The sequence below is a fragment of the Paenibacillus sp. WG02 genome (assembly GCF_055396115.1).
Genome location: NZ_AP036016.1, coordinates 2,360,402 through 2,383,460, shown reverse-complemented (window position 1 = coordinate 2,383,460; position 23,059 = coordinate 2,360,402). Strand labels below are relative to the sequence as shown.

General features: G+C 48.1%; 15 protein-coding genes and 1 pseudogene. 3 read left to right on the top strand and 13 right to left on the bottom strand.

From position 1 onward, the window contains the following. Nucleotides 1-24: 24 nt before the first annotated feature. A complete protein-coding gene (locus ACBP55_RS10805; protein WP_464651423.1) occupies nt 25-900 on the bottom strand; it encodes a carbohydrate ABC transporter permease in 876 nt (291 codons plus the stop codon). Nucleotides 901-911: 11 nt separating this feature from the next. Continuing rightward, nucleotides 912-1,814, bottom strand: a complete 903-nt coding sequence (locus ACBP55_RS10800) for an ABC transporter permease (protein WP_464651422.1) — start codon at nt 1,812-1,814, stop codon at nt 912-914. Nucleotides 1,815-2,054: 240 nt separating this feature from the next. On the opposite strand from ACBP55_RS10800, the gene ACBP55_RS10795 reads away from it, so the two are divergent. After that, nucleotides 2,055-4,358, top strand: coding sequence for a helix-turn-helix domain-containing protein (locus ACBP55_RS10795; RefSeq protein WP_464651421.1), 2,304 nt, complete (start codon nt 2,055-2,057; stop codon nt 4,356-4,358). A gap of 98 nt (nt 4,359-4,456) precedes the next feature. Here the strand turns inward: ACBP55_RS10795 and ACBP55_RS10790 are convergent. The 9 genes and pseudogenes from ACBP55_RS10790 to ACBP55_RS10750 all read right to left on the bottom strand — a co-directional run bounded on the left by ACBP55_RS10790 (nt 4,457) and on the right by ACBP55_RS10750 (nt 17,507). Then, nucleotides 4,457-5,106, bottom strand: a pseudogene (locus tag ACBP55_RS10790) (IS6 family transposase). A gap of 192 nt (nt 5,107-5,298) precedes the next feature. After that, nucleotides 5,299-6,915 carry an extracellular solute-binding protein gene (locus tag ACBP55_RS10785; RefSeq protein WP_464651420.1) on the bottom strand — a complete coding sequence of 539 codons (1,617 nt, stop codon included), beginning with the start codon at nt 6,913-6,915 and terminating at the stop codon, nt 5,299-5,301. Between the two features lie 29 nt (nt 6,916-6,944). After that, nucleotides 6,945-7,841, bottom strand: coding sequence for a carbohydrate ABC transporter permease (locus tag ACBP55_RS10780; RefSeq protein ID WP_464651418.1), 897 nt, complete (start codon nt 7,839-7,841; stop codon nt 6,945-6,947). Nucleotides 7,842-7,855: 14 nt separating this feature from the next. Further along, nucleotides 7,856-8,815: an ABC transporter permease gene (locus ACBP55_RS10775; RefSeq protein WP_464651416.1), complete on the bottom strand. Its 960-nt coding sequence runs from the start codon at nt 8,813-8,815 to the stop codon at nt 7,856-7,858. 108 nt (nt 8,816-8,923) lie between these two features. Then, on the bottom strand, nt 8,924-11,191 hold the full coding sequence (locus ACBP55_RS10770) for a helix-turn-helix domain-containing protein (protein ID WP_464651414.1): 2,268 nt from the start codon (nt 11,189-11,191) through the stop codon (nt 8,924-8,926). 167 nt (nt 11,192-11,358) lie between these two features. Next, entirely contained in the window at nt 11,359-14,775 is a 3,417-nt protein-coding gene (locus ACBP55_RS10765) for a beta-galactosidase (RefSeq protein WP_464651412.1), read from the bottom strand. A 54-nt stretch (nt 14,776-14,829) separates the two neighbouring features. After that, nucleotides 14,830-15,018 carry a hypothetical protein gene (locus tag ACBP55_RS10760; RefSeq protein WP_464651410.1) on the bottom strand — a complete coding sequence of 63 codons (189 nt, stop codon included), beginning with the start codon at nt 15,016-15,018 and terminating at the stop codon, nt 14,830-14,832. Between the two features lie 9 nt (nt 15,019-15,027). Continuing rightward, nucleotides 15,028-17,028 (bottom strand): hypothetical protein, encoded by a 2,001-nt coding sequence (locus ACBP55_RS10755; RefSeq protein ID WP_464651408.1) that lies wholly within the window; start codon nt 17,026-17,028, stop codon nt 15,028-15,030. Then, nucleotides 16,986-17,507: a hypothetical protein gene (locus ACBP55_RS10750; protein ID WP_464651406.1), complete on the bottom strand. Its 522-nt coding sequence runs from the start codon at nt 17,505-17,507 to the stop codon at nt 16,986-16,988. The genes ACBP55_RS10755 and ACBP55_RS10750 overlap by 43 nt, the downstream gene beginning before the upstream one ends. 395 nt (nt 17,508-17,902) lie before the next feature. Between ACBP55_RS10750 and ACBP55_RS10745 the strand changes: the two genes are divergently transcribed. Further along, entirely contained in the window at nt 17,903-18,688 is a 786-nt protein-coding gene (locus ACBP55_RS10745) for an AraC family transcriptional regulator (protein WP_464651404.1), read from the top strand. A gap of 243 nt (nt 18,689-18,931) precedes the next feature. Here the strand turns inward: ACBP55_RS10745 and ACBP55_RS10740 are convergent, their stop codons facing one another. Both ACBP55_RS10740 and ACBP55_RS10735 read right to left on the bottom strand, forming a co-directional pair. Further along, complete coding sequence (locus tag ACBP55_RS10740) at nt 18,932-19,123, bottom strand: hypothetical protein (RefSeq protein ID WP_464651402.1); 192 nt, start codon at nt 19,121-19,123, stop codon at nt 18,932-18,934. Between the two features lie 118 nt (nt 19,124-19,241). After that, on the bottom strand, nt 19,242-21,509 hold the full coding sequence (locus tag ACBP55_RS10735; protein WP_464651400.1) for a family 78 glycoside hydrolase catalytic domain: 2,268 nt from the start codon (nt 21,507-21,509) through the stop codon (nt 19,242-19,244). Between the two features lie 841 nt (nt 21,510-22,350). On the opposite strand from ACBP55_RS10735, the gene ACBP55_RS10730 reads away from it, so the two are divergent. Then, on the top strand, nt 22,351-22,680 hold the full coding sequence (locus ACBP55_RS10730) for a site-specific integrase (RefSeq protein ID WP_464651399.1): 330 nt from the start codon (nt 22,351-22,353) through the stop codon (nt 22,678-22,680). The last annotated feature ends 379 nt before the right edge of the window (nt 22,681-23,059 follow it).

The window sequence follows — 23,059 nt, the reverse complement described above, 5'->3', positions numbered from 1 at the left end:
AAGTAACATGAATTCGCTTTCTATTTAGCCTTTGACTGAACCCATCATGATTCCTTTGACAAAGAATCGCTGTAAGAATGGATAGACGAGCAAGATCGGTAGAGTCACAACCATAATCGTTGCTGATTTTAAAGTGACAGGTGTGTATAATTGAACCTCTCTTGCAGGGTCAATCAGAAGTGATGTATTAGAGTCGTTCAGCACCGTTCTGCGAAGAAACATCTGAACTACCTCATACTTAGGTCCTGTTGTATAGATCATGGCATCGAACCAAGAGTTCCAATGGAACACTACGGCCCATAATCCGATGACAGCAATTACAGGCATGGATAATGGCAGTACAATTCGTGTGAAAATGGTAAACTCACTGGCGCCATCAATCTTCGCTGATTCAAGCAGCTCTGAATGAATCGATTGCATAAAGTTGCGCATGACCATGACGTTAAAACCACCCACGGCTGGAGGCAAAATTAGCGCCCATATCGTATTGATCAAGCCTAAGCTTTTAACCAAGAGATAGGTCGGAATCAACCCGCCGTTAAACATTAGGCTTATGACCAGCAATAAGGAGAGGAATTTGCGATGCGGAAATGTGCGAATCGATAAGGGATACGCCATCATTGCCGTAAGTAATACAAGTGTGATTGAACCGAGTACAGTTCTCACGATCGTATTCCCATACGCTCGGTACACATCCGGATTGCTAAGTATTTTCTTAAGCGGGTCAAGGTTGAGCTCTGTCGGGAAAAAATGTAATCCCGGTAAGTTCGCTGTATGCGGCGAGCTTAAGGAATACGTTAATACGTTCATTAACGGGTATATCGTGCTAAGTGCGAGCAACAATAGGAAACACGTATTGACAACATCAAAGAGCTTCTCACCAGCTGTTCTGCGAATCATATGCGTACCTCCTACCATAGACCTTGGTCTTTATCATATAGTTTAACTAATCGATTAGCCGTAAATACTAAGATGAAACCGACGACCGATGTGAAAAATCCTGCAGCTGTTCCTAGCTCAAAATCCATCGCCACAAGCTTACGCAGCACGAAGGTATCTAGAATATCCGCAACTTCCATTGTCGGCGCTGTGGTCAAATTATAAATTTGATCAAAGCCTACATTTAGGAAGTTCCCGATGCTAAGCAGCAGCATGGTAATGATGGTTGGCATCAGCGAAGGTATCGTAATATGTCTGACTTGATGCCATCGGCTGGCGCCATCAACAATCGCAGCTTCATACAAACTGGGGTCAATGCCTGCCAATGCCGCGAAATAGATAATCGAGCTCCAACCTACCGTTGCCCAAATATCCGAGAGAACGACGAGACCGTAAAATTTGTGCGGATCAGAAACCCAGTTAATAGACTCGAAGCCGAGCATCTTTACGATCTCATTCATCGCCCCGTCTGCACTTAGAAATGTAAAGAGCAAACTTGCGAGAATGACCCATGAGAAAAAATGCGGTAAATATGTAACTGTCTGGATCGTTCGTTTGAACCACGATTTGCGTACCTCATTTAATAATAAGGCTAGTACAATCGGTGCTGGGAACACGAACACATACTTTAGAATGGCTATGAATGCCGTATTCCGTAATGCGGTTAAGAAACCCGGGCCGTTAATCAGCTGTTTATAATGATCCAAACCAGCCCACGGACTTGCCCAAATGCCTTCCAGAATTCTGTAATCTTTGAAAGCGAGCAGCAAGCCGTAGATCGGCACGTATCGAAATAAAAGAAATACCAGGAAACCCGGAAGGAACATGATGATCAATGCCCTATGTGTTTTGTAGGATTTCAGCAGTTCGCTCAAATCGCTCCCTCCTTTCGTTTGTTTGATCTGCCATCACTGTACCTTTATATCCAATTTCAATGCAATTACCAATAATTCGCTTACGTAATCAAGCAATTGCCGTGGCGCAGCCTGCAAAATTGACAGGACATTGTCCGTTTTTCGGCACATATATTTGAAAGCGTTGACATGAAATTGATGTGCAATTAAGATATACTCAAAATGACCAATCAGACAAGCAAGTAGAAATGAGGGCGTCACATGCGTTTATTACAGTTGTCTCAGTGGAAGCAGTGGGCAGGGCGGCAATGGCTTGCGATTATTTTGCTGCTGTCGCTGATTCCGATTGTTTTCTTCGGCACCATTCTGTATTGGACAGGAACGAAAATTGTAGAAGCCGAAGTGGAACGTTCTTCTCAGCATTCCATTGTTCAAATGAAAGATCAGATGGATTTATTGACGTACCAAATCGAACAATTCTCCAATCAATTTTCGCTGCAAACGAATGTGACCGAATTGCTGAATATCGGATCCAGCCCTTCGATCGGTTCCATTCCGCTCACGACAAGCGTCGTGAATGATCTCTCCATGTTTGCCTTCTTATTAAAGTCCATCGATTCCGTCTATTTATATCACGTCGCCCAAAATACCGTTATTTACCCAGAAGGCGTAACGACGTTCGGCAGCTCCTCTTTTCCTGATACGGGGTGGCTGGATACCGTGAACAAAGCTGCTGCGTCCGGCAGCAAAAGCTTCTGGATCGCACCGCGTACCATGGTTAAATTTACTGGTCAGACTGGGAAGACCTTTTCCTATATTCGCATCCTGCCCTATGTGAATAATGAGATGAAAGCCGTCCTCGTGATAAACGTCAAAGAATCGTATTTGCGTGAGCTGCTGCAAAATTTCCCGTTAGGCGAAGGCGAAGGCCTCTACATCTTCAATGAGAACAATCAATTGATCACGGCGACCGACACCGACAAGGCGTTACATCCAGAAGAGATTGCGAACATCACCCATTTGTGGACGAATCACCCTGGATTGTCAGCCACTTCTCGCATGCATCAGCCTGATGCGTTCGTCACCTACAGTCACTCTGACAAAAACAACTGGACTTATGCATTGATCGTACCGGCCAATACGCCAGCGAAAAGCGTTCAAGCCTTGAAACGCATCATCATCATCACGACCATCGTGTTCTCGTTGCTTGCGTTAATTACGTCCTATTTCAGCTTTCAACGAGTTCAGAACGGTGTGCGTCAACTTCTTCATCGATTGAATCGCAGCGTGAGCGATAATAATGCGGAAGAAGGTTCCGTCAGCCGATCCGTAGATATGAAAGTCGAGCAGATTGAACAGCGCATTAAGAAGCTTATGGCCGAGAATTACGATTACAAACAGAAGCATCTCGTACAAAACGCGGTCATGCGCAACAGCTATTTGCAGGCTCTCTTGCAAGGTCAGCTTAGAGGGGATGCCGCTCAAAACCCAGAACTGCAGCCACAACTGCCGAGTTCCTTCACGCATCCTCATTATTCGGTCTTTATTATCGAAATGGATGCTGTCCAATCAGGAACATTTCATGAAAACGATGAGCCGCTGTTCTTATTCGCTGCTGCCAATATCGCGCAGGAGCTGCTTAGCGAGATGATGCCAATCGAAACGGTTTTGATCCCTAAGCAGGCCGTTGTGATTTTAAATATGTCCGAAGCCTCAACAGAACGGATTTTGCAAGAGGCTGCTGAAACACTTCGACAATCGATCTTGAAAATCTTGAAGCACTCTGTCACGATCTCCGTTGGTCGCATCGCCCATTCATTGAACGAATTGCCTGATACGTTTATGGAAGCAACGCTGACGCTGCAGCGCCACTGGCTTGGCGACGGCAATGAAGTCATTTTACCGGGCGGAACGATTCGTGCAGAAGCTGCTATCGCTCATTATCCGACTGTTTGGGAGGATCGCCTCTTTCGGTATATTCGCTCAGGTGACAAGCAGGGCGCCAGAGAAGCCTTACAGCATTTTAATGATGATTTGAAAGCGCAGCATATACCTTTTAGCCAAATGAAAACGTTCTGCCTGCAGCTGCTGGTTTCCGCCGTTCGGATCTTCGGAAATGAACATGATATGTTGGATGGCCGGAAATTGTATGATGAATTTATGCGCTTGAGCAGCAGGGAAGAAATGTCCGAGTGGATGTTCGGTATTCTCGCGGATGCTTTACCTCAATTGATCGAGAAACTGAATAAGCGTCAGAAAGAAGATATCGAAGGCAAAATGTTTCAGATCATTGAAAGTCGATATGCGCAAGACTTGTCCTTACAAATGATTGCCGATGAATGTGGCGTAAGCACTTCGTACCTCAGCGAATTGTTCAAAAACCGTGTAGGGATCACATTTATCCAGTATGTTACAAATTTTCGCGTCGATAAAGTGAAGCATCTTCTGCTGAACACTGAGCTGAACATGGCTCAAATCGCTGAAGCAGTTGGCTATTCCAACGCACCGCAACTCATCCGAGTGTTCAAAAAGGCCATTGGCACTACGCGGGAGAATTCCGTGTAAACCCAAAATCCCCGTCCGAATAAGGATGGGGATTTCATATCTTGGTTGTGGTGCAAGAATTAGAAAGGACAGCAACTACCCGACAAATTGTACGTTAACTATGCCGCTAGACCAATAATTTTATTGACCCATTCAACAGCTGAGAGGGCAAACGAATTATCAACAGCCTGCCCTTTCCTAATCATATGCATGGCCTCGATTCCCTTCAATGTCTGTTCTGCAGTTAGAAACGTTTTAAAACCAAGCATCGGTTTTGTAATTTTCTTTATGAATCGATGATGTCGCTCCACAATTTTGTTTAGATACTTTGTCTGTCTAATCAAGGTTTCCTTTGGGTGGGTGATTACACGTGGATTTGATTATGAAGAGAGGACAAAGCCTTTGTAAAGAAGCGTTTAGCTGCTTGCATATCCCAATTTTCAGATAACATAAAATCAATGGTTTTACTCCTAGAATCAACTACCCGATATAAATACGTCCATTGACCTTTGACTTTGACGTAGGTTTCGTCTGTCCGCCATGTGTCGTTTGTAGGTTTCAAAAAGGGGCGGATTCGTTTGTCGATTTCAGGTCCAAATTCATGGACCCATCTCATGATCGTCGTATGGGAAATCTTTGATCCTCGCTCACTCATCATTTCAACTATATCTCGATAGCTTAAACTATATTTCAAATACCATCTCACCGTTAGTAAAATGATTGCCGACTCATATTGTTTCCATTGAGCTTCCAAAGTAAGTTTCTCCATCCCATGACTTCATTTCAATGATGTTAACATGAACCAGAGCTTTGCACCACAACCGCGTTTTATCCGATCCATCGAGCCTCATTTTATAATAATTGTTCACCTTAGATTCTGCCGTATTATTGTTTGAAATACAAGAAAAACCTGGCTAATGGCCAGGTTTTTTGGGTACGTTTGGAGGGAATAGGAGATCGATTATTTGACTTGCTTCCAACGGTCATAGGCCGCCTGATAGATGCCAACCGCTTCGTCCATTTTCATTTTTTTAATCGTATCCACATACTTATCCCAGTTTTGCAGCGGCTCGTTTCCTAAAATAAATTTCGCCTCCATCTGGTCGATATACGTATTCAAATCAGCTTCTAGCGTGGTCAGGCGCTTCTGCTCCTCCTGCGTAAAGTAAACCCACGGATAGCCGTTTTTTAGGTAAGGCGTGTAGGCCTGCTTCACTTCTTTGTCCAAATTGGCTACGTGCGCCAGGTCAAGCTTCAAAATGAATTCCGAATCGACGATGCCCGGAAGCACAGTGCCAGCGCTTGGGGTTATTTTGCCACCGCGGAATTCCTCCGTGTTTTTGTAGCCTTCCGGGAGAATTTTACTCCACTTCGTCTTGCTGGCATCGTTCCACTTCCAGCCGACACCCTCCAGTCCTTGAGAAGCGAAAGCACCGCCTTCCGGGGAATACAAGTAATCGACCCAACGCATCGTCGCTTCCTGATTCTTATTCTTGCTCGTAATTGCGAATGTCCCTCGGGTGATACCGGCGCTCTTCGGCCACATCTTGGTTGAGTTGGTACTACTCGTAAGCGGCGGCAGTGCCATGTAATTATAGCTGTCTTCTACGGTGGAAACGAGATACGCCCCAGCATTAGAGAAAACTCCGATCCTCCCGCCGTTTCCTTTTGCCACCATCTGCTGATTCGTTTGTGTAAAAGCTTCCTCGTCCAGCAGCTTATCGTTCGTCAGCTTGTTCATAAAAGTAAGGTATTGCTTATACCCTTCCTGAACGGCGACATAGACGACTTTGTCCTGAACGACATCAACTCTGATGTTATTGTTAATAATACCAAACGAGCTTAACAGGCTTGATCGCAGCATCGGAAGCGTCGCTTTATCGAAGGACAGCGGAATTTCGTCCGCTTTGCCGTTCTTATTCGGGTCCTTCTCTTTGAAGTCTTTCAACACCTGATACAGACCATCGACCGTCGTCGGAGGCTGCAGACCTAAGTTGCTCAGCCATTGCTTATTAAGCCAAAGCTTCGCCAGCGCCTGATCCCTGGGCACGTAGTTGATTTGCGGCAGCGCATAAATATGCCCGTCGATCGTCGTGATCGAGCGCTTCAAATCCGGATTCGTATCGAGCAGTTTCTTGACGTTCGGCGCGTACTTGTCGATCAAGCCTTCAAGCGGAATAAGCACGCCTTGACCGCCGTAAGTAATTTCGTCATTAACGGTGAGCTTGCCCCCGAAAAATAGATCGGGCACTTCCCCACTCGCGAATGCCAGATTCTTCTTTTCGTCATAGCTGTCCGATGACGGCGTGTCGAATTTGAAGCCGATGTTCGTCATTTTTTCCATTTCCTGAAAAAATTGCAGCTGATCCCATGGGCCTTGAATCGCTGCTTTGGAGCCGAGCAGATTCAAGGTTATTTTCTCTTTGACCACGGGAAAACCCGTTGCATTCAAATTGACGGGCGTACTAGCCTTTCCTTGATTTCCTTCGCTCTTAGGAGCCACCGGTTCCTTGGAGCAAGCTATTACCAGCGTACCAGCTAACGTCAGTGACAAGCCGATCATGACCTGTTTTTGCATGAAGATCCCCCTCTTTATTCATCATTGGACTACCCTTTAATCGATCCGATCAGAACGCCTTTCACGAAATACCGTTGAACAAATGGATATACGATAATAACCGGCAGCGTCGAAACAATAATAACCGCATATTTGACGATTTCCGCAATACGCGCCTGAACCGCCAGCGCATCGAGATCACCGCCCCCGCCTGTCATCATATCCGAGCTGACCTGCTGTTGGACTAATATTTCTTTAAGAATCAATTGCAGCGGAAACAAGCTCCGATCGGACAAATAGATCAAGGCATTAAAGAAAGCATTCCAGTGTCCAACACCGTAAAATAAGGACATAACAGCTATAATAGGCGCCGATAAGGGCAGCACGATGCTTACGAATAAGCGTGTATTGGAACATCCGTCTATTTCCGCTGATTCCTGAAGCTCTTTGGGAATATTCATCTGAAAAAATGTTCTGCAGACAATGATATTCCAGATCGTCGCTGCGTTCGGGATCAGCAAAGCCCATACTGTGTTAGTCATCCCGAGGTTCTTGATCAGCAAATAGGTCGGGATCAAGCCCCCGCCAAAAAACATCGTAAAGACGAAAGCGGCCATGATCGCATTGCGGCCCACCATATCCCCCCGGGAAAGCGCATATGCGCATGGCAGCGTTACAAGCAAATTGATAGCGGTTCCAACAGTGGTGTACAAGATCGTGTTTCGATAGCCGACCCACAGCTCCTTGTTATGAAACACCCGCTCGAAGCCTTCGAACGTGATTCCCTGCGGCCACAGCCACAGCTTGCCCTGGTTGACCAGAATCGGGTCGCTGATGGAAGCACTGATGATATAGATCAAAGGATAACAAACCAAAAGTAAAACGATAGCCAAAAACAGCTTATTGCAAACCGTGAATAATACGTCCGTCCACGAATCTCGAATCATTGCATACCCTCATTTCACCACAAGCTCGTCTGGCTTGTCTTTTTCGCGATTTTATTCACCGTCATCAGCAGCACGAAATTGATTATCGCATTGAATAAGCCCACCGCCGCCGAGAAGCTGTACTGCCCTTGGAGCAATCCGCTGCGGTAAACGAAGGTCGAAATGACATCCGAAGACTCCATATTGATTGGATTTTGCAGTAAAAACACTTTCTCGAAGCCTACAGCCATAAAGCTTCCTACGTTCAAAATTAGCAAAATTACAATAGTTGGCATTATGCCAGGTATGTTAACGTGCCGAACGCGCTGCAAGCGGGTCGCCCCGTCGATAACGGCTGCCTCGTGCTGCTGAGGATCAATCCCCGCAAGTGCCGCCAGATAAATAATCGTCCCCCAACCCATGTTCTGCCACACGCCAGAGAGGACAAAAATCGTTTTAAACCATCCCGGCTCCATCAAAAAAGCGATTGGTTCTCCACCGAGGCCCTTTATCACCTGATTGATAATACCCGTAGTCGGCGACAAGAAAGAGATAATAATACCTGCCATAACTACGACCGATATGAAGTGTGGCATATAGGTCACCGTCTGCACAAGCTTCTTGAAAAAACCATTCTTCAGCTCGTTCATCGCGAGTGCAAGAATAATCGGTATTGGAAAACCTACCGCCAGCTCGTATAGGCTGATGCCGATCGTATTTCGGATGAGCGACCAAAAATAATAGCTGTCGAAGAAGTGCCGGAAATGCTCAAGGCCTACCCATTTGCTTCCCCAAATCCCTTTTATTGCTGTGAAATCCTTGAACGCGATTTGAATTCCATATAAAGGAATGTAGTGAAAAATAATAAAGTAAGCGATTGCGGGTAAGGCGAATACATATAGCTCCCAGTTTTTCCATATGCGCTTCATGGATTTGGATTTCGTTTTTGCCCTTGTTGTCGACGTAATCGCATGATTCGCAATGACCTTTCCCATGCTTGGCTTGCACCTCCTTTCCGCTCTGATAGGCTTAAATCTAACCGGAGCGAGCTTACCCGTAAAGAAGGCGGTTTTTGCAAGGGGGGCGAAATTTGTTGCCTTGATTTACTGCGAGTTTTTGGCATATAAACTGCGATATTGTGCTGGCGTTACCCCCTCCAGCTTCTTGAATTTCCTGCGAAACTGCGAAATATCCTCATAGCCGACATCCTGAATGATTTCCTGAATGGATTTATTGGTTTGCAGCAGCTCGCGCTTCACTTCATCAATTCTCAAATCCGATATGTACTCCGTAAAGTTAGAGCCCGTTTGCTCCTTGAAATACCGGCTTAACGAAGAAGCGGATAGATGGAATCGTACGGCTACCTGATCCAGGCCCAGATCATAATTTCGAAAATGCTCATGGACGAACTGCACGATATCGTCGCGCAAAGCCATATTTTTGTTTTCATTTATGGATTGTACAGCACCGCAAATGTCGGAGACCAATTCCGTCAGTCTGTTTTCGAGCTCCTGCAGCGATTGAAATTCAAGCAGGCCTCTGATCCGATGCGAGTAATCGCCTATGTTCATTTGGCTGATCGTCTTGAATACCGCGTTGATGATGTCAAAGCACATGCAGCGGACGAGCAGGATGGATACTGATTTGTCATAAATGCCCTGAAGCATGGCCGCAAGCGCTTCCTGCGCGACTGTTTCGTTCCCCTGCTTCAAGCTCTGCATAAACCGTACCTGTTCCTCTGCGGAATTATAGAAGGTATGCTCCTGCAGCGCCATGATGTCCACGAAAAAGATAATGCTGCCGACTCCCGCTTTCATTTTGTACTCCATGGCGGCTGAAGCTTCGATAAAGGATATGCTGATTTGCTCCGGCTCGGCGTATGCCGTTCCGATTCCTATTGTCGCCTGTACACCTTGCTTGTCCTCGAGCGACTTATGCAGTTCCTTGGCAAAGCTCTGGACTTTATGATGTATGTCATTCCCCTCGTTCACGACGACAACAAGCGCTAGTGTGCCTTCATGTATGAGCTCCACCGCATAGGCTGCTCCGCCCGCGAAAGAAAGCTGTGTTGATCCAGTAAATACCGGCCGCTGCCCGTCTTCTCCACGCTCCTTCTCCATCGCAAGCAGCATGACGATATAAGAGGAATCGCTCGCGCTAAACTCCTGATAAAACGGGTTTTTCTGAAGCTCCTCCTTGCTTTTGAAGCTGCCCTTCAACAGATCTGTCAGGAAACGCTCGCGCAATACAGGCAGCTGCGCGTCGACCTGCTCCCTTAACTGCTGATTGCTATCGAACGTGGTAACGAGCGTATCGTGAATCAGCTCCAGCTCGTTTTTTGTCGACTTCCCCGCTTCGCCAGACCAATTATGCTGAATATACTGCATCAGACCGCGAATCGGTTTGTACTGCCTGATGGACAACAGTATGATAAGCGTCAAACCGACGGATGTCAGAGACAACAGCACATAAAACAGCAAGGTTTTCGTTTCCACGACACGGGCTAGAAATTGAGACGTCGGCATGGACACCACGTAAGACCATCCATTCAACTCCGATCTAAGGTAAACGACCGACTGCTCTTCTCCGTTGATGCGGAAAGTGTATACGCCTGTATCGTGGATATTGTGCAAGGAATCTGCCACGTCACGGAAGACTAAGCTCGTTTTTTTGCTTTTGGTAGCCAACAAGTTTTTATTTTCATCCAAAATGAACACGCTGCCGCTCTTTTCTCCCAGCACATGTTCAAACAGATTCGTTAGCAGGGTTTCGTTGATCATGAACAGGACCGTACTGAATGGAACGTCCTGATTGAACGGAATCGGAACGACGTAGGTTAAATATCGCTTTTCTTCATAATTATTAATCTCGACCTTCTCCGATGGTCTCATAATGGGTCTGGGCGTACCGTTGATATCCTGAATGAACGTATCCGCGCCCCAGTTCTCGAATTTATAATAACGATCAAGGAATGTTCCCAAGGACGTCAGCCCTCTTGATGAATAAATCGTGGTATCTCCTCGAAAAAATAAAAATAAATCGTCGATGATGCCGCTGTTATCTTTGTAACGGTCTAGCTCTGTAATAGCTTCCTTGGCCGTGTATTTGTCATTCCTCACCATATAAGAGGTAAGCCTGGGGTCATAGGAAATTTTCGCGGCAATTTGCTGCAGTACCTTCATTTGTCCTTCGACAGTTTCCTTAACCTGCTGAAGCTTGTCCATGTTCGCAGCTTCGATTTCCTTCTTTACATTCATAACCATGTTTTTATACATCAGACCACCCATGATGAGAAGCGGAATTGAAAAAATTAAAGAAAAGGAAAGTATGTATTTGACGAGCGTCATGGAAAAAACCTTTTTTGCAGCCATCCTAATCCCCCTTCAAACCAAGCCACTATAAGCCATACTGCATCCTATTATAAATGCTTTACCGGTTTTCGTAAAAGCAGGCCGGGCAAAGATGAAAAAAAGGCGATTGCGATGAATCGCCCCCGCCAAGAAAAAGATAAACATTCCGAATAAGCTGACTAAGGCCATTAATTCAACGTTATTTTTCCGTAGAGAGAAGGATCCTTGGATCTGCCTATCCCGCTCCCCCATTCCAGCCAGCCGATCCGCCCAGTTCCGTCATTCGTATTGACGAGCACAGACATATAGATCGGGACTCCTGCCTGATGAACATAGGGATATAGCTCCGACCAGTCGAGATGGATCTTATAAAGCGTTTGGGTTCCCGTACGGTCGATATGGATTTGCCCGTGCTGGACGAATTGCTGCTGCTGTGTCCAATTGTACGGAAGATCGCCTCCGATATAAGGCGTCGTTTCCTTCCAAAGCCTGGGCCCCTCTGCTGTCAGGGCCGCCTGGAAATCCATGCGCGCTTCCGCTGGTGCGCCCAGCCCGTACGTATCGATGGCGAATTGCAAGCTATCGCCCCGCCAGTACAAACCGGCCGTCTCGTTTTGCACAAAGACGGCATCTGCAACGTCGACGGTGAGATCAATGCCATCCTCCGTATAGCCAACTGCGAACTTTGCATCAAAGCCGGGCGGACGCGTTTGCCCCGTCTCCGAATCGAACACCCAATCGTTTTCGATCCATGTAATCGGCTCCGTTCGCAGCTCCCCGGTTTCATGATCAAACAGCTCGCCTGCTTGACCGGCACCAACTGGAATCGTCGCGCTGCGCCTAACCTTGTCGTAATCCGAGAGTAATACATCGTCAGATAAAGGGAGTTCGCCTAACTTGTCTTTGTCCAACTGCTCGATATAATACATACGTCCAGGCTTCAGCACCAAGGAAGCGTTCGCTGAATACGATCGTCCTGTCCAATCACTAATCTTTGTTTGCAGCGAAAAAGCGTCTGCCAGGCGCGAATCAATGACCTGCTCGTTTTCGCCACTAAGCCAAAGCACAGTTAGCGGCGTCCCACCGTTATCGAGGTATACCGCATTTTGAACACTGGAAAGCGCATACTCTCCGCGATACGATACCGTTTGGCCGGCCGTTTCCAAGAAGCGGTGCAGGGCAACCGCTCCAAGCCTTGGCTCGATTTGGGGCTTTTTGCGGAATAAGCCGGATGCGTGCGTATGCCAGCCGTCGGCTTTCGCGAAGGTAAGCGCCTCGGTCTCCACTTGGTTCATCATCTCAAAATAAGCAATTTGTTCTGACCCGTGCTTGATTTGATACAAGTAATCGAGCAAAATTTTGAACGCGATCTCTTTTTCCGAAGGCACCCCAGTTAATCCGATCGAGCTGATCAAGCCGGCATGGCTTTCCGATGTAACCCAATCCTTGGAGGCTGCTTCGTATTGATTATCCAAATCCTTGAAATAATCGGCATTGGGAAAGGCGCCATGGAGCGCTAGCTTGTCGTAATAGCTCGTCGCGCCCAAACGAAGCAGTTCCCTGTAGAACGGAAGATACCGCCTGCCCCCCAGCCCGCCGATCCAAACCTCGGAATCCGGCTGCTCCTCTTTGATCGTTTCATAACTCGTTTTCAATAGCTCCACAAACTTCTCCGGCGTGTCCCGCCAGAAGATACTTCCGCCAGGTAGATGCGGCTCATTCCAGACTTCCCACTTCCTTATGCGGTCCCCATAACGGTCGACCAACGCACGCAGGAAGTCAGCCAAATCCTTCATATCCGCAGGTGCATAAGCAGCATACCCCGGAACGGCCGTATATATCTGCGTATCCTCCGGATGTGAGGAGGCCCACTGCGGGGTGAACAAAACATTGCCCGCAAGCTCGAAGCCATACGAACGGAGCATGTTGATTTGGGCGTCGAACGCTGTCCAGTTATACGTACCGCGTGAGGGCTCAAGAGCCATCGCCGTGTTCGTGAACTGTGTGCCCCACGGAACCGAATGGATTCTCGCCATGCTGAAGCCGATTTTATCTGCCAGCCGAACTGCTTGCTCCCCTTCAAGCTGATAACTGAAGCCAAACATCGGGCTCCTTTGGGACATTGCCTTCGTATCGCCGTCCGCTACGGCAACGGAGTACCGGTTCCTCACGAACTGACCCGCCGTCCCCTTTGCCGAAGTAACGGTATACGCTTCGGTATGGGCCACTGGGGTCGTATCGCCTGTTTTGACATAATCAAACGCGATTTCGTAATAGCCAGCCCGTTCGGGCTCCCAGCTCCAGCCATCACTCAACAGCGTCTGCCGATTGACTGTCGATTGGGTGATGACCTGACCCTCTTCGTCGTATACAGTACCCGTTACCGTGTGCACCGATTGCGGCAGCAATTGATTCTCCGGTTTAAACACGACGTTTTCCCCAAGCTTATACCAATTGGCAAATGCGCTGCTCGTCAGCGAAAAATCGTCCACCGTTTTCATTTGCACGTTATCGTAATACAGAGTGCCGCCCAACGTGCCAGAAGCCCCGCCCCTCGTCGTCGCTAGGTTGATCCGCATGTAATTCGTCCCTTGCGGAAACTGGGCTCCTTTTAAGGTCAAGGATTGTTCCGACCATGCCTCCGACAACCCGCTGACAGGCACGGTTGCCGTACCGATAAATGTAGAATTGTTCCAAAAGCTGATAAATGCCCATGCCACATTGCCTACATAATTGGATGATTTCTTAATGTCGAACGTCAATTTGACGGACTGCGGACTGCCGTAAACAGCAATCGGCTGCGAAGCCCAGCCTGCCGACCCTGCGTCGGCCGCTGCCATATATAAGGAATGATTGCCTTGTGCATACACTGAATTGGTTACGGCCGTATCGACCGGAGTCGTCCGGTTCCATAGTGCGGATGTCCAGTTTAACGGAAGCATCTTTCCTTGGGAGACGTATGTCTGCTCAAAACCTGGATTCGCAATGTCAATGACATCAGATAGAGTCCCGGCCTGAATCACAACGTCGTCATACCGTACAGAGCCTGCAATGGCGCCGGATTGGCCTACCCGGGAAGTCGCCAGATTGATGCGGACTTTGTTCGTACCAGACGGGAACTGCCCCGCGTTCACTTGAAAAACGTTTGGCGACCAGCCGGCTGTACCGGCAGTCACCGCCACAGTCGAGGTCCCTAGATACGTGCCGTCCTGCCAATAGCTCAGGAAAACCCAAGGCACGTTGCCCGAGTAGTCCGTCGTCTTCCTCGCCTTGAAAGAGCCCTTAATCTCATAGACGTCCTCGGTTACACTTAGAAACCCGGAAGTCCATCCTGCAGAGCCTTGATCGACGCTCATCACGTACAACGAATACGTTCCGCTCGAAGCATCTGCATTGCTCACCCCCGTAACCGCTGGGGTGGTCCTGCCCCATAACGATGACGTCCAACTCACCGGAACGCGTTGGCCCCCCTGTATTGTGGTTACTTCGAAGCCGGGGTTCGCAAGTGGCATATCCTCGTACCGGAGACTTTGCGGGTAGGCGATTGTCGGAAACAGTAACCCGAACAGCAAGGTTACCAGCAACACTCTTGTAAGCACTTTCATTATTACATTCACCTCCGTCTTCTTTTTCGATCCGCATGTAGACTTCACTGCTCCTCATTCCTCCTTCTTATAGCGTGAGTTGAAATGAACTTGCAAGTAAAGTATACCGATACGGAGCGATTCAGAATAAGGAGGCGGTTTTTGCAAGGCAGGGCGATTCTTCCACGTCGGTAACGGACGCTTGTACCACTGCGGATCCTCGGGATCCTCTTCAGGCCCAATCCATTTAAACCGCCTGATCACCCTCTCCCTCTACCATGTAACTTCGATGGTTCCGCTAATACCTTTCAAGCGAATACAGCTTGCCGTCGCTTGGTCTTCGATTGGAAGATAAACACGATCTGCGCAAACCTCTACCCTACCCGCATGCAGCATCTCAACTGGAGGCAGGATCGTCACATCGGCTTCCTTCAAACCGGTTAAGACAATGCTTCGCGTTGTGTCTTTCTTAGGGGTGCGGATCGGGTGCCCTTCCTTGCATGCAACGATACCCGTGGCTTTCTGCTTAACAAGGAACCGGCATTCCCGGTGAAAGGAGGTGTCCATCGTATAGGAAGCGCAGCCATCACTAATGATCGCCGACTGCCCAATCAACAAAGGCGCACCATCCGGGAAGGCGAACTGCATCGTAGCCGTCGCATCCTGCTTATAGCCGCTGAACCAATAGGCGTTATCATTGCGAGAAACAAAGCAGTAGATCGGCTTGGCAAACTCCTGATACCTCGTTCCTGGATATAAAAGAGTCGTTTCATCATAGCGATTCTGCAAAAAGACGTAGCCTAAATCAGCCAGAAGATAGCGGATGAAAATAGAAGAATCGGCGAAATCCGTACTTTGTCTGATGGGCAGATGGCTATTCGGCCCTGTTTCGAACGCCAAGGTTCCGCGTGTCCAAGCCACTGCGCCTCCGTTCCAATCGGGAAGTTTTCTGACTATAGCATATGCTCTTTCCTTATCATCCTGTTTAGCGCGAGCTTTCACGACTGTGTGAGGATCGGCGGTATCTGCTACGATTTCTTGAATCGCTCCCCCGGAAATAAGCGGATCATGCTTGATAAGCTGGCTGCGGGGCACTGCCAGCTGGTCTTCAGCCAATTCGGATTCCAACCGGAACATTCCGTCAAGCCCCTCAGCCTGACGCAAATTCAGAGCCGCCAACAAATCCGGCTGGGATAATGGCCCATAGAGAAGCATTTTCCCGCCCTGCTCCACGTGATTCATAAGATACGGAATCATCTCTTGCGTTAGCATGGATGCGGATACCAGCAAGATCGTTTCTTTCAAAGACCCGATCTCGGCGTCCATGACAGTCCTGAAGCTTTCCGTGCTAATGACTGTGTTAAGCGGAAGTCCCTGATTGATCGCGTTGCGAACGAACCAATCGTCGAAAAAAACGAGGCTGGCCATCTCCTGTCGCTCGGCGACAAGCCTGAAATATTCATGAAACGGATAGAGCCATGTCAGGATGCCCGGCTGGTTCGGGAAATCCTTAACTGCTTTGGTCAAATGGGGAATGATTTCGGCCGGACACGCTTCAATTAGCTCCCCTTTTTCCGTGTCGATGGAAAGGATTTCGATGATGCCGGGATTATCGATCCTCCCTGAAGCATTAACCCGTCCAACAGACATGGGGCAATAGATGTCGTAGGCTTCCCTGTCGTAGGCATCCCACCAAGGATTTTGCCAAAACCATGGATCATTGGCATAGAAACGGAACGGGAACGTCTCCCCTGGCAGCACGGCAATTCGGGACATGTATCCGGCCAGCTCTAAGCCAAAATCGCGGTTCAGCGCTCCCCACGGCGAATTGGGCGGCGGCAGCTCCACAACCTTTTTGGCGTACATCTCGTCTAACGGGACAAAATCTTTGGCCAATTCAATACCCGTGCTAAAGTTCGTTCCCCTTACCTCCGTGCGAAAATCCGGGCATTCCGCTTTGAAATCATCCCAGAACGACATGACGTTGGCTTTCATTTCATGGACGTCAGCTTGATTAAAGCTTGATCCGTCGAAATTGCTCCCGAGATACGTCCATGGAAAATACGAGAAACCGAACCCATTTGACAACCAGATATAATCAAATCCAAAATCGCTTAAAAACCTTCTGGTTTGCCGTCCCAAGAACTGGCCAAACGAAGTGCCCTCCGGAATGCCATGCGGAAATTCTGCATAAGGGAGTTTGTCCCCCTTTAACTGGCTCCAGCAGCAAATCACCTTGTAATCGGGGCGGAGGGAAACGAAATTCCCGCCCAATGCGGCGTCATTGATTTCACGATGCAGATTGTACTTAAAATCGGAGTAGACAAATTCCGGCCCGGATCGAACGTTGCCCCTACTTCCATCGTCAGACCTTGCTCAGCGGCCAATTTTTTAAACGTAGCTACAATCCTCATCAAATCTCGGTAAGTGATGCGCGACGGGTTATCCGTATACGGTCTCGCCCGCATCGGATCATCAGGATCTGAAATGCCGAAGCATTCCTCATTGGCTAATCCAATATATTTCGCCCACTCGATCTCAGTATCCAGATCGCCATTCCACATCAATATTTCGCTGCCGTCGGCAATCCAGAGAAGCATCGAGCAATGATCCGACATATCGATCAACGGCCGCCACTGCCGTATCATTTCACCGCATACTTGTTCGACGTGATCCTGCTCCATGCTGAAGAACGGCTTCAAGGTTGTTTCCAGTGTTGCCCGGCGAAGCGGTTTAGGTGTACGTTTATTCAAAGGAAGTGCTCTCCTTTACGATTTAGTCTTGAGTCCAAATGACTTAGGTGGAATTCCACCCTGCATAATAGCTCGTTACTTATAGTTTAGATTTCACCTGTTTAATTAACAATGAACACAGCAACGATTTTTTGAACAATTCTATCATTCAAGGATAAAGGGATACGCCGTCCTTCCAGAATGAGTGTGTTTGAAGCCCCTTTTCGTCATTATTCCCAGCCAAGCAGTATTAGGTATTGATAACAATCCATTAACATAAACGTCAATCAGATGCATCATAAGCTAAGTAAGCTCTACATCAGCGAACAGTGAACCGGCAATTATCATTAGAGGAATTCTCGGATTGTTGATATAATAGATGGAGGAATCACGATATAAGGAGCGTCTATCTTCCTATGATCAAACCTATTGCCATTTATTTCGAGCATTGCGAGCCCAGGTGGCATGTGCCAAGGGCAATGACCAACAATCATATCCTGCTTCTGATGATGAGCGGTGATGTGTCTTATACGGTTGATTCCGATACGTATTCCCTGACCAAAGGCGACATGCTGTTCGTCCCCATGGGCGCTATGCGAAACGCGCTCCATACGACACGGGAAGCTCACGACATGTATGTAGCTCACTTTCACTATACAGGTATGGGTGAGGGCCTTCCGGTTTTGTCGCAGCCCAATTGTCAGGTAACACGGCAGCCCGGCTTCGAATACATTCGGCAGCGGTTTTCCCTGCTGACCCAATACTGGCTGCGTAACTCCGTTTATTCCGATACGCTGTGTCATGGCATTCTTCTTGAGATGTTGGCTATTCTAAACGAGGTATCCGACTCTGGGGCTACACCAAACAAAGCGGACGACATCGTTATGCAGTTGAAGGACTACATTTTACAGCATTACAGGAGCACGATTACCATGAGCCAGCTAGCTGCCTTTGTCGAGCGTACCCCCAATCACGTCAGCACGGTATTCCGTCAAACAACCGGACAAACCATTACTGATTACATTCAGCAAATCCGCATTTCCGCAGCCTGCGACCTGCTGGCCGCCTCCCAAATGAGCATCAGCGAAATATCCGACTTCCTCGGATTTTGCGAGCAGTCCTATTTCTATAAAGTGTTTAAAAAGGTAACTGGTACTATGCCATCGGCATACGTCAAGGAACGACCTAAGGTGTGGCATTAAAATTCTAGTCCTGGGGATAACAGACTCGCCGTCCTTCCAGGACGAGTGCGTTACCCAGATATATAAGCATCCTTTTATCATATTTCAACGAAATAGACCGCTTCGATCCCAAAAACAGGATTGAGGCGGTCTTACTGATCAGGAGTGGTTTACACTGATCGGGACGATGATTCAATTGAACTGGAGAAACTCGCCGCGATCTATAAAGATGGTTGCCAGTCGCAGCTCCAAAGGTTTGCCTGCTTAATTGATTGAATCAACCGTCATGCTTTGGTTGGAGTAAATAATGATAGGTGCGCCAGCCGAAGTAACGGTGTATGCTACGGAATGGACGACCGGGATTGTCTCGCCTGCTTTGATATAATCAAACGCGATTTTGTATAGACCGCCCGCTCGTGCTCCCAGCTCCAGCCATCGCTCAGCAGGCACGCTCATTAGGCTTCCGCCTCAATCCTCCCCGGATCATGCCTGACGATGGAACGAACTTGCAAGGAGAAGTATATCGGAGCGGAACGTCGTATAAGAAGAGGCGATTTTTACAAGCCCGTTTCGTTTATCGTATTTCGATATCCAGCAGCGTTCCATCCCCAGAAACAACGATTAGTTCCTGCGGAACGATGGCTTTCGCGCGGTTCTCCGATATCCATTCGATCTCAATCGGACCGTGGCGTGTCGGAACGCTTCCATTCATGCCTGGCAGGCTGACTGCAGGCGCATGCACATATACCTTTTCGCTTCCCAGATCGCTAACATCGATGCCGAGAACAAGCCGTATGAGTAAATACCCCGGCGAAGCGCCCCATGCGTGACAACTGCTTGTCGGCGGCGCTTCCCATAAATAGGTTGGCGTATTGCCCTGGTACGTACTCGGGATCGTACTGCTTGGCGTCGATGCATCGAACGTTTCCCACCAGGTCGTCGCCCCTCGCTGCACCATCGCCCCCCAATAGTCCCGGATGAGGTCAAGCGCCATGCGGGACTCGCCGACGCCGCACAGCACTTCCAGTACGATATGCTGAAAGAACGGACCCTTTACGGGTAGAAGCACCCCTTTGGCGTACGTTTCCCGGATAAACTGCCGGATTTCCGCCGTTGTCAACACCCCGCACCATGCAGCAAGAAAATTTGTTTGAAGCGAGGTGTGGTCGGATCGGACATCGCCGGCCATGCAATCCGCGAACAAGCTGTGCTCCGGTATCCACAGGTTGTCGCGCATCGCTTGCAGCAGTTCCGTGGACCATTCTTTGTATCGCTGTACTTCCTCCTCATGACCCAAGACGGCTGCAAGCTCGGCCGCATGACTAAGTACCTTGTAGAACAGAAACGAAATAGCGGAAACTTTATCCCGTTTATCGATGTCATCAGTCCAATCGATAAAGCACCAAAAACCCGCTCTGTCAGCGTTGGCAAATAATCCCGACGAATCGGTTTCTTGGTGAAACCAGTTCACGAGCTTGTTCATAGTGGGCCAAAGTTTCTCGACGATATCGAGATCGCCTGTGTATTTCCAGTAATCATAAACGCCGATCAGCCAATACGCGCAAAAATCAGGAAGAAGCGTAGAATTCGCTTCCGGGCCGGTGCCGGGAATCGAGCCGTTCTCATTCTGGATTCTCGCTCCCTGAAGCAAGCATTTTCTAATCAACTGAGAATCACCGAACACATGGTAGATAACTTTGGCCATCACGATCGCATCGACGACCCACAACGCCTTCTCCCGCCAAGGGCAGTCCTCCAAATGATCTTGGCTGTTCATAAGCGTCGTATATCGGTTGATGTCCCAAATTCGATCGAGCATGCCGTCTTGACTTTGAAATACAGCCGAGGCTTCATACGGATAATGGACAAGCCGGAACGAAAGCTTAATTAATTCGATCGGCTGCGGAGCGGCTGCGAACATCAGATGCATGAATCGGCACGCTCTCCTCCCGTAAGGCGACAGCGTCTGCAAGCCCTGCTTCAGAACATAAGCGTCCACGAACTGCAACTCAAGCGATTCGCCGTATGCAATTCGCAGCACACCGCCCTCCGGGGCTTCCACGGTTATTTCGGGATAGCCGACTACCTCCCGGCCAAAGTCAAACACGATGCCGGGAAAAGCGCCTGGCCGAGCAGCATCTATGACATACGGCCCCTCGATGCCCTCTTCTTCCATGCGACGTACGCTGCCGAAATTTTCTTCAAAACGAACAATGCTCTCGGGCAAAACCGCGCGGCTTGCAAGGAACGGAATTTCCCTGGGCAGCAACCGGGGCCATGGACTGTCTGGTGCCTCTGCCGAAGCCAGCATCGCTGCGCTTGGCCAAGCGCTGTCATCATAATCCGGAAGTTCCCATCCGTCTTCGCGCTTTGCCGAGTAAATTTCCTTGAATCCTCCCCAACGGCTAATCCGCTCGGTTTTGGCCGACCATCTCGGCGAATACCGGCATTTCCAGGACGGATCACTCACGAGTAGTACATCTTCAGCCTCACCGGCAGTGTGCTCGAGTTGCGCCAGAAATCCTGCTTCTCCTTGCATTTGCTGCGTATAAATGTCCTTCTCGCCAAAATGATAGCCGACGACGCCTATCACATTCTGTCCCTGGCGGAGCAGCGCGGTAATGTCGTAAGAGTCGTAATACATCCATTTAGCGTCACACGGCGATGGACCTTGTCCAAATTTAACACCGTTAACGTAGAGGCGGTATTCGTTTCGGCATGTAATATGCACGCTAAAAGTCCCGATGACGGTAGGGACAGAAAACGCCCGCCGGAAATCAACATATTGGTTTGTCCCGCTACCGCCCTCTTTCGGCCAAATCCAATGAGCCTGCCATTTCATTCTCTCATCCGCTCCTAACATGTAATTTCAATCTTTCCGTTGATGCCTGTCATGCGGATAAAGCTAGCTCGCTTGGTGTAACAGAAAAAAAATCGACGTCATTACGTTTTAGGTACGCCGAAGCCGCAAACGATTTGTCCACGCTGTTTACAAACCCCGCAGAAACGATTTCTACTCGTTCCTACCCAGCATCGCTTCGAATTCCCGCCCATACACTTCTAGCTCCTCCCGAAGCCCAGGGAACTGCTCCCAGTAAGGCTAGTGTCCTACAGTTATGATACCTACACACGCTTTCACTTTATTGATTAACGTACTCATTTTCATTCCCCTTCCCATCGGCTATGATTGCATACGCTTAGCTTAGAGAAATCATTATAGGTAAACAATGAGCTAGGCAATTATTATTAGAGTTATTCTACGATTCCGTTATCTTCCGAGATCTAATAATTCCGCTATTCACCAGTTTTCACGAAAGCAACTCTACCCCAAGTTTCAAACAGAGGTTGAATCAGGGGAGTATATTGCACCACTGAAAATGACGCTAGGTGCATTTGTTGATGAATGGCGCAGTAAATACGCAGCTAAAGAGCTTGCTCCCCTAACGCTTAAGAACTACGATTTACATTAAAAAATCATATTTCTCCCTGTGTTCGGGCATCTAAGAATGGATCAAATTAAGCCTTTACACATTGTTTCGTTTCTCGATAACCTAAGCAAACCAGGAGCTCGAATGGACGGTCAAGGTGATGTACTCTCTAGCGGTACCATTTAATATATTTATCGAGTGATTAAGAGCCTTTTTAACCGCGCTATGGACTGGCAGATGCTCAAGAAACACCCAATGGAAGGCATCAAAAAGCCGAAAGTAGTTCAACTTGAAATGCAGTACTACGATGAAAGTGAAGCACAGCTTGCAATCGAAGCACTATACAAAGAACCAACAAAGTGGAGATTATTTTGCATTGGAGCCATACTTGGAGGTTTTCGACGAGGCGAGCTCATTGGTTTGGAATGGTGCGATGTGGATTACGAAAAATGTACTATATCCATAAACAAAAGCATCTCACTGACTATTGGTGGCCACGCTCAAGTTAAGTCTCCTAAAAGCAAAGCCTCTAAACGAACAGTCACGATGCCAAATGAAGGCTTTCCACAAAAATTGGAAGGTTGATAAGTTGAAAGCTGGTGAGCTTTGGGAAGGGCAAGAAAAAATTCATAAGACTTCATGACCTACTACATAGCATGGCGACAATATAGATTGAAAATGATGTCTCAATGAAAGCGATACAAGAACGGTTAGGTCACTCTAAGCATCAAACCACTGCAGCCTATATGCACATGTCGCCCAATCAGTAAGCAGAGCAGCAGCGGATAAACTAGAGAAGTTCAATCCTCTAAATTTTTCGTCAACAGTTCGTCAACAAGGGTAATTTATGGAGCTGTACTACTGCATTCTTTTCATCTGTTATAAAACAGAAAAAACCCTTATAGATCAATGGGTGGTTTCCCCTGTCACTTTAGCACGATATGATATGAGAGGCTTCTTGAAA